This window comes from uncultured Maricaulis sp., assembly GCF_905480005.1.
GTDB lineage: Bacteria > Pseudomonadota > Alphaproteobacteria > Caulobacterales > Maricaulaceae > Maricaulis.
In genome coordinates, this window is the sequence record NZ_CAJQOO010000094.1 from 21,555 (window position 1) to 28,256 (window position 6,702).

The following is a 6,702-nucleotide window of genomic DNA, read 5'->3' on the forward strand; positions in this document are numbered from 1 at the left end:
GGCGTCTCCTGTTGTGGGGGTCAGCCCAGTTTCACGCCCGCATGGGCCGCTGCCTTGGTGAGGAATTTGATCGTCTGCTCACCACCGGCCTTCAATTCTTTCTGGCCCGCCTCATCGGCGATTTCCGCAAAACGTGCCGCGACATTTTCCGGCGTCTGCTGTTCCGGTGGCAGATAGATGCCGTCCGTCTCGTGAATTTTGGTGACGGCATACCCGCCCGCTCCGGCACACAGGATTGTCCGGCTCGGCCCGTCTTCACTGACCAGATAGACAAGGCCCGTGGACACGGATTCCGGGGTCATCAGATCCAGCGCAGCAGGCGGAAGAAGGCCTTCCGTCATGCGCGTCGCCGCGGTCGGCGACAGGGCGTTCACACGGATATTATACTTCGCGCCTTCCAGATGGAGCGTGTTCATCAGCCCGACCAGGCCGAACTTGGCGGCGCCGTAATTGGACTGCCCGAAATTGCCGTACATGCCCGAGGATGAGGTGGTCATGGCGATGCGGCCATATTCCTGCTCGCGCATGATGTCCCAGACAGCCTTGGTGCAAACCGCCGACCCGTTCAGGTGGACATCGACCACAGCGCGGAAGTCATCCAGCTCCATCTTGGCGAAGGATTTGTCGCGCAAAATGCCGGCATTATTGACCAGGATGTCGACCCGGCCCCATTTGTCCATGGCCTGCTTGACCATGTCGGCGACTTCATCGGTCTTGGTGACATTGGCCCGATGGGAGATCGCGTCACCGCCCGCGTCCCGGATTTCAGCGGCGACATCTTCTGCGGCCGAACCCGACCCGGTGCCGTCCAGCGAGCCACCCAGATCATTGATGACCAGCCTGGCGCCCCGCGATGCCAGCGCCAGCGCGTGGGTCCGACCCAGGCCCTGACCGGACCCGGTGACAATAGCGACGCGGTCGTCGAAACGAAGTTCACTCATAACGTCTCAATTCCTTGCTTGATTTGCGGTCCGGTCAGCCGAGGATCTGGAGGGTGAGCCATTGCGCCATCAGCGCCGGCTTGTCCTCGCCCTCGATCTCAACCATCACCTCATATTTGAGCATCCACTGGCCCGGATTGCGTTCCACCGCATCGGCCAGGGTGAAGCGACCACGAACACGCTTTCCGGCCCGTACGGGTGTCAGGAAGCGGACTTTCTCGAAGCCGTAATTGATCCCCATGACGATGCCGTCGATGACGATCGTTGTGCCCGCCGCCATCGAGGACAGCATGGACAGGGTCAGAAACCCGTGCGCGATCGTGCCGCCGAAAGGCGTTTCGCTGGCCGCACGCTCGGGATCGATATGGATGAATTGATGATCATCCGTGACATCGGCAAAGGTATTGATCTGGTCCTGGCTGATCTCGGTCCAGTCGGACACGCCGATCACGGTTCCGACCGCAGCCGCGATCTCGTCCTTGTTGAGTATCGGCATCAGGCCGTCTCCCCGTCTTTCAAAAGCATTTTGCGAAGCCCCGGCTTGTCGATCTTGCTGGTTCCACCACGCGGCAAGGCCTGGTCCATCCGCCAGACATGCTCGGGGATCTTGAACGGGGCCAGGTGCGGTTTGAGGAAGGCCTTGAGGTCTTCATCGGACAGGCTCGCCCCGTCGCGCAGCAAGATCGCCGCACCGACGCGTTCGCCCAGGCGTTCATCGGGAATACCGATCACCGCAGCTTCGAGAATATCCGGATGGTGAGCCAGAGCGCCCTCCACTTCCAGACAGCTGATATTCTCGCCACCGCGCAGGAGCATGTCCTTGATCCGGTCGACGATGAACAGAAAGCCGTCCTCGTCAATGATGCCGACATCCCCGGTCTTGAACCAGCGATCCTCGGTCAGCACGTCCGCAGTAGCCTCGGGCTGGTTGAGATAGCCCCGGAAAACGCCGGGCGACTGGATCCACACCTCGCCCGGCTCGCCGGTCGGGGTTTCCGCGCCGTTTTCATCGACCGTCTTGATGAAGGTGACGGCCGGCAGCGGCGCGCCGCAGGAGCCTGGCTTGGCCTGGTATTCAGCCAGCCCGTTATACGTACCCAGCGCATTGGTCTCGGTCAGGCCATAACCCGAGGAGGACCAGGCCTGGGGGAATACGTCATTGATCTTCTCGACATGCGCCTCGGGACGCTTGGCGCCTCCCGTTCCCATGGATTGAAGCGTCTCCAGAACCTCGCCCCGGCGCTCGGCCTCCAGGGTCAGCTCATGCGACATGGTTGGCACGCCCACCATGTCGGTCAGCTTCTCCGCCTGGATGAGATCGACCGCATCGCCGGCATCCCATTTGCGCATCAGCGCCATCTTGCGGCCGGCGAAGACCGACAGCATGAAGACGGCGTGCGAACCGGTACAATGAAAGAGCGGAAGACAGACCAGAACACCCGGATCGCCATCAACGAATTCATCATTGCCATTGGCAAGCTTGAGCGCTGCCCCCAGAAGGGCAAAGGACAGGATTGTCGTCACCGCCCCCCGATGGGTCAGGACAGCGCCCTTCGGCTTCCCGGTCGAGCCCGATGTGTAGAAGATCGCGAAATCACTGTCGGTCTCGATGACCAGTTCCGGCGGCGCCTTGCCGGCGCCGGCGGCGACCATGCGATCAAATGTGTCCGCGACCCCGTCGATCTCGTCGCGCCCGGAAATGAGCGTCAGGCCAAGGCGACCGGCATGCGGGCGAATACGCTCGATCTGGCGCGCCCCGGCGATCACGATCTTGGCGCCGCAATCCTCCAGGCCGAACGCCATTTCCTCGCTCGTCCACCAGCCATTGAGCGGCACGATGACACCGCCCGCGGCGATAACGCCGAGGAAGCACGCCATCCATTCCGGGCAATTGCGCATCGCCAGCGCCACACGCGTGCCCGGCTTGACCCGGTGGTGGTCGATCAGCGCATTGGCGACCGCAACCGATCGCGCGGCCAGATCGGCGAAGGACCAGCGCTGGTCCTCGAAGACGACCGCCGTCTTGTCGCCATGCTCCATCGCCTTGAGCAATAGAAAGCGCAGATCGGCCGGCGCGTTGACATAGGCTTTCTGACGCACGCCCAACACGTCCGTCTCGGCGACATTGAGCACCTCTTCCGCCTCGGTTACCTGGCGGGCGATCTGCTCGAGAACGGCCCGCGGCGGGGCTGGTTTACGCTCGGCCATGCTCAGACCTCATTGGCGTATGGCTTGAGTTCCTTGCGACCGATGACCATGCGGTGCACGGCATCGGGACCATCGGCGAAGCGCAGGGTGCGAAGGCCGGTCCACATGGCCGCCAGCGGCGTGTCCTGGGAGACGCCGGTTCCGCCATGCATCTGCATGGCCTCATCCACCGTTTCCAGCGCCACGCGCGGCGCGACAACCTTGATCTGCGAGATCCACGGCGCAGCGGCGCGCGGATCGCCCTGATCCATCATCCAGGCCGCCTTGAGACAAAGAAGCCGGGCCTGCTCGATCGCCATGCGACGCTCGGCAATGATGTCATAATTGGCGCCCAGCTTGGCCAGCGGCTTGCCGAAAGCGGTCCGCGACAAGGAGCGGCGGCACATCAGTTCGAGCGCCCGCTCGGCCTGGCCAATCGCCCGCATGCAGTGATGGATACGGCCCGGCCCGAGACGTCCCTGGGAAATCTCGAATCCGCGACCACGGCCGAGAATGAGACAATCCTTGGGCACACGCACATTGGTGAAACGGATATGCATGTGGCCGTGAGGCGCGTCGTCATGACCGAAGACGGTCATCGGGCGCAGGATTTCGATGCCCGGAAGGTCGGACGGGATCAGGAATTGCGAGTGACGACCATGGCGCGGGGCGTCTTCCCCCTCGGTCCGGGTCATCAGGACATAGACGGCGCAGCGTGGATCACCGGCGCCGGATGCCCAGTATTTCTCGCCATTGAGCACCCATTCATCGCCGTCCTCGACAGCGGAAAAGGCGATATTGGTGGCGTCCGAGGATGCGACGTCCGGCTCGGTCATCAGATAGGCCGAGCGCATTTTGCCCGCGAGCAGCGGCTCGAGATATTTCTTCTTCTGCTCGGCATTTCCGTAGCGCTCGATGACTTCCATATTGCCGGTATCCGGCGCGGAGCAGTTGAACGTCTCGGCAGCCAGATGTGACCAGCCCATCTCCTCGGCGAGGAAGGCATATTCGACCGTCGACAGGCCATAGCCGCGGTCCGACCCGGTGAGCCAGAAATTCCACAGGCCCCGCTTGCGGGCCTCGGCCTTGAGGCTTTCCAGGATCTCGGTCTGGCGGTCGGTGAAGGCAAATCGGTCGCCGCTCTTGCCGATCTCGGCGTGATACTCTGCCTCCAGCGGCATGACGACGTCGCGCACCATGGCGCGAACCTGCTCGATGAGCGGTTTGACTCGCTCTGAAACACCGAGATCCATATCTCTCCCCTTTGATCTTCTAATCGTTGTTACTGGTCTTCGAATTCTGTTCGGCCGGACCCGTGTCTAAACCGGGCGGCCGCGAGCGCCGACCATCATGCGGCGAAACTTGCGCATCCCGCCGAGCCAGCGATCGCGCTCATTCGCGCGCGCCCGCTCATAAGCCGGGACGTTTTCATGTGGCAGCGCCAGGAAGCGTTTCTCCGCGATCGCCGCGATCGTCTCGGCCGCGACATCAAGCGGCTCGACGACCCCGTCAGCCCCGGCAATGCCGCCATCCTCACTGCCGCCAAGCATGTCCGTCCGCACGGCCTGCGGACATACACACACGACCTGGAGGCCTTCATCGCCGTGCGCGATGGCCATGCTCTCCGCGAAGGAAACGGCGGCATGCTTGGACGCAGTATAAGAGGAGGCACCGATCTGGGCCAGCAATCCCGCCGCCGATGCGACGATCACGAAAACCCCGCCTCCGCGCGGCTTCATGCGTGGCCAAACCTGTCGGGCGCCGCGAACCGCGCCCATCACATTGACCTCGAAACTGTCGTGCCAGGCCTTGTCATCCGCACCGGCCGCATCCCAGCTCGGCTCATCGGTCCGCAATATGCCGGCATTGGACACATAGACATCGACCGGGCCCAACTCGGCCTCGGCCTTGTCGAGAAACGCACCGATCTCCGCTTCCCGCGTGACATCGACCTTCATGCCGATACCGCCGAATTTCGCCGCGGCCTCTTCCGCGCCGGCCAGATCCGCCAGGGCGATCTTCGCACCCTGTGCATGGAAAGCCTGCGCCATGGCCAGGCCAATCCCGCGCGCGCCGCCGGTGATCGCGACCACCTTGCCTTGGTAATCCATCCGTATCTCCTTCGCCCAATCCGCGTCGCTGATCAGTAATTCCGCATCCGCGCGAATTTCTCGGCGTGGTAATTGGCGTCGCCGTAGAGCGCCTCCGCCACACGGACCCGCTTCATGAAGAAGCCGATATCGAATTCGTCCGTCATCCCCATTCCGCCGTGCATCTGCACGCCCTCCTGGGCGGCAAGCTGGGCGACCTGGCCGAGCTTGGCCTTGGCCGCCGACACCATCATGGCCGCATGATCAGGCGCGGCATCCAGTGTCTGGAGCGCCTTGAGCACAATCGACTTGCCCAGCTCGACCTCGGAATAGAGGTGCGCTGCCCGATGCTGCAGCGCCTGGAAGGTGCCAATGATCTGACCGAACTGCTTGCGCTCCTTGATATAGCCAACCGTGCTCTCGAGGCATTGCTGGGCCGAGCCCGACATCTCCGCAGACAGGCCGGCGCGGCCGGCATCAAGAACAGCTTCAAGCGCCTTGGACCCGCCATCGACCTCACCGAGAACCGCGTCTGCGGTCACGTCTACCCCGTCGAGGGTAATGGTCGCGTAATTGCGGCTGTCGACCGTCTTGATGCGCTCCACTGTCAGCCCGGCCGCATCGATCGGGACGAGGAAGAGCGAGACACCTTCGGCGTCCGCGTCACTCCCGGCAGTCCGCGCCGAGACAATCATCATGTCTGCGACATGGCCCTCAGCGACAAAGCTCTTGCGCCCGGACAGCCTGAAACCGTTTCCGGAGCGTTCCGCCCTTGTGGTGACGCTGGACGGGTTGTGCTTGCGGCCTTCGTCAACGGCGACGGCCGTGATGGCCTCGCCCGCCGCAATGCGCGGCAGCCATTCCGATTTTTGCCCGACGGAGCCGAAGCGGGTGAGCGCCGTGGCGCCCATGATCGCGGTCGACAGGAAGGGCGAGGCGGTCAGCGTGCGCCCCATCTCCTCGGCAATGACGCCGGCGGCGACATGACCCATTTCCACCCCGCCCTGGTCTTCCGGAACGAGGACGCTGGTCCAGCCCATCTCGGCCATGGCGGCCCAGGTCTTGCGATCAAATCCGTCCGCGGACTCCGTGTCACGCAGCTTGCGTATCTGTGCGATCGGCGCACTGTCCGCGAGAAATCCGCGGGCGGCATCCTTGAGCATGCCGGCTTCTTCATTGAGCACCATGGCCATGATGGTCTCTCCCCTGTGGTGCGGCGTCTAGGCCGACGGCAATTCGAGAATGCGCTTGGAAATGATGTTGAGCTGAACCTCGGACGTACCGCCCTCGATCGAATTGCCCTTGGTGCGAAGCCAATTGGCCGCGACATCATCATCCGCGCCCCATTCGAGGCCGTCCTGGCCGGCCGAATCCACCATCAGTTCGAGGCGGCGCTTGTTGAGCTCGGTGCCATAGTATTTGAGCATCGAGGAGTTGGCCCCCATGCCCTGCCCGGCCTTCGCCTCGTCAGCAACGCGCTCCAT

The 6,702-nt window shown here is 63.2% G+C and carries 7 protein-coding genes; all 7 read right to left on the minus strand.

From position 1 onward, the window contains the following. Positions 1–20: 20 nt before the first annotated feature. On the minus strand, positions 21–941 hold the full coding sequence (locus QZ266_RS08885; RefSeq protein ID WP_295694132.1) for an SDR family NAD(P)-dependent oxidoreductase: 921 nt from the start codon (positions 939–941) through the stop codon (positions 21–23). Between the two features lie 34 nt (positions 942–975). Further along, positions 976–1,437 carry a MaoC family dehydratase gene (locus QZ266_RS08890; RefSeq protein WP_295694134.1) on the minus strand — a complete coding sequence of 154 codons (462 nt, stop codon included), beginning with the start codon at positions 1,435–1,437 and terminating at the stop codon, positions 976–978. Next, complete coding sequence (locus tag QZ266_RS08895; protein WP_295694136.1) at positions 1,437–3,149, minus strand: class I adenylate-forming enzyme family protein; 1,713 nt, start codon at positions 3,147–3,149, stop codon at positions 1,437–1,439. The genes QZ266_RS08890 and QZ266_RS08895 overlap by 1 nt, the downstream gene beginning before the upstream one ends. A 2-nt stretch (positions 3,150–3,151) precedes the next feature. Continuing rightward, the gene (locus QZ266_RS08900; protein ID WP_295694139.1) at positions 3,152–4,381 is read right to left on the minus strand and encodes an acyl-CoA dehydrogenase family protein; all 1,230 of its coding nucleotides are present in this window, start codon (positions 4,379–4,381) and stop codon (positions 3,152–3,154) included. Between the two features lie 66 nt (positions 4,382–4,447). Next, positions 4,448–5,239 carry an SDR family oxidoreductase gene (locus tag QZ266_RS08905; protein WP_295694142.1) on the minus strand — a complete coding sequence of 264 codons (792 nt, stop codon included), beginning with the start codon at positions 5,237–5,239 and terminating at the stop codon, positions 4,448–4,450. A gap of 32 nt (positions 5,240–5,271) precedes the next feature. Next, positions 5,272–6,411 (minus strand): acyl-CoA dehydrogenase, encoded by a 1,140-nt coding sequence (locus tag QZ266_RS08910; protein WP_295694145.1) that lies wholly within the window; start codon positions 6,409–6,411, stop codon positions 5,272–5,274. A gap of 27 nt (positions 6,412–6,438) precedes the next feature. Then, positions 6,439–6,702: acyl-CoA dehydrogenase family protein (locus tag QZ266_RS08915; RefSeq protein WP_295694148.1), on the minus strand; the 264-nt coding region annotated here is incomplete at its 5' end.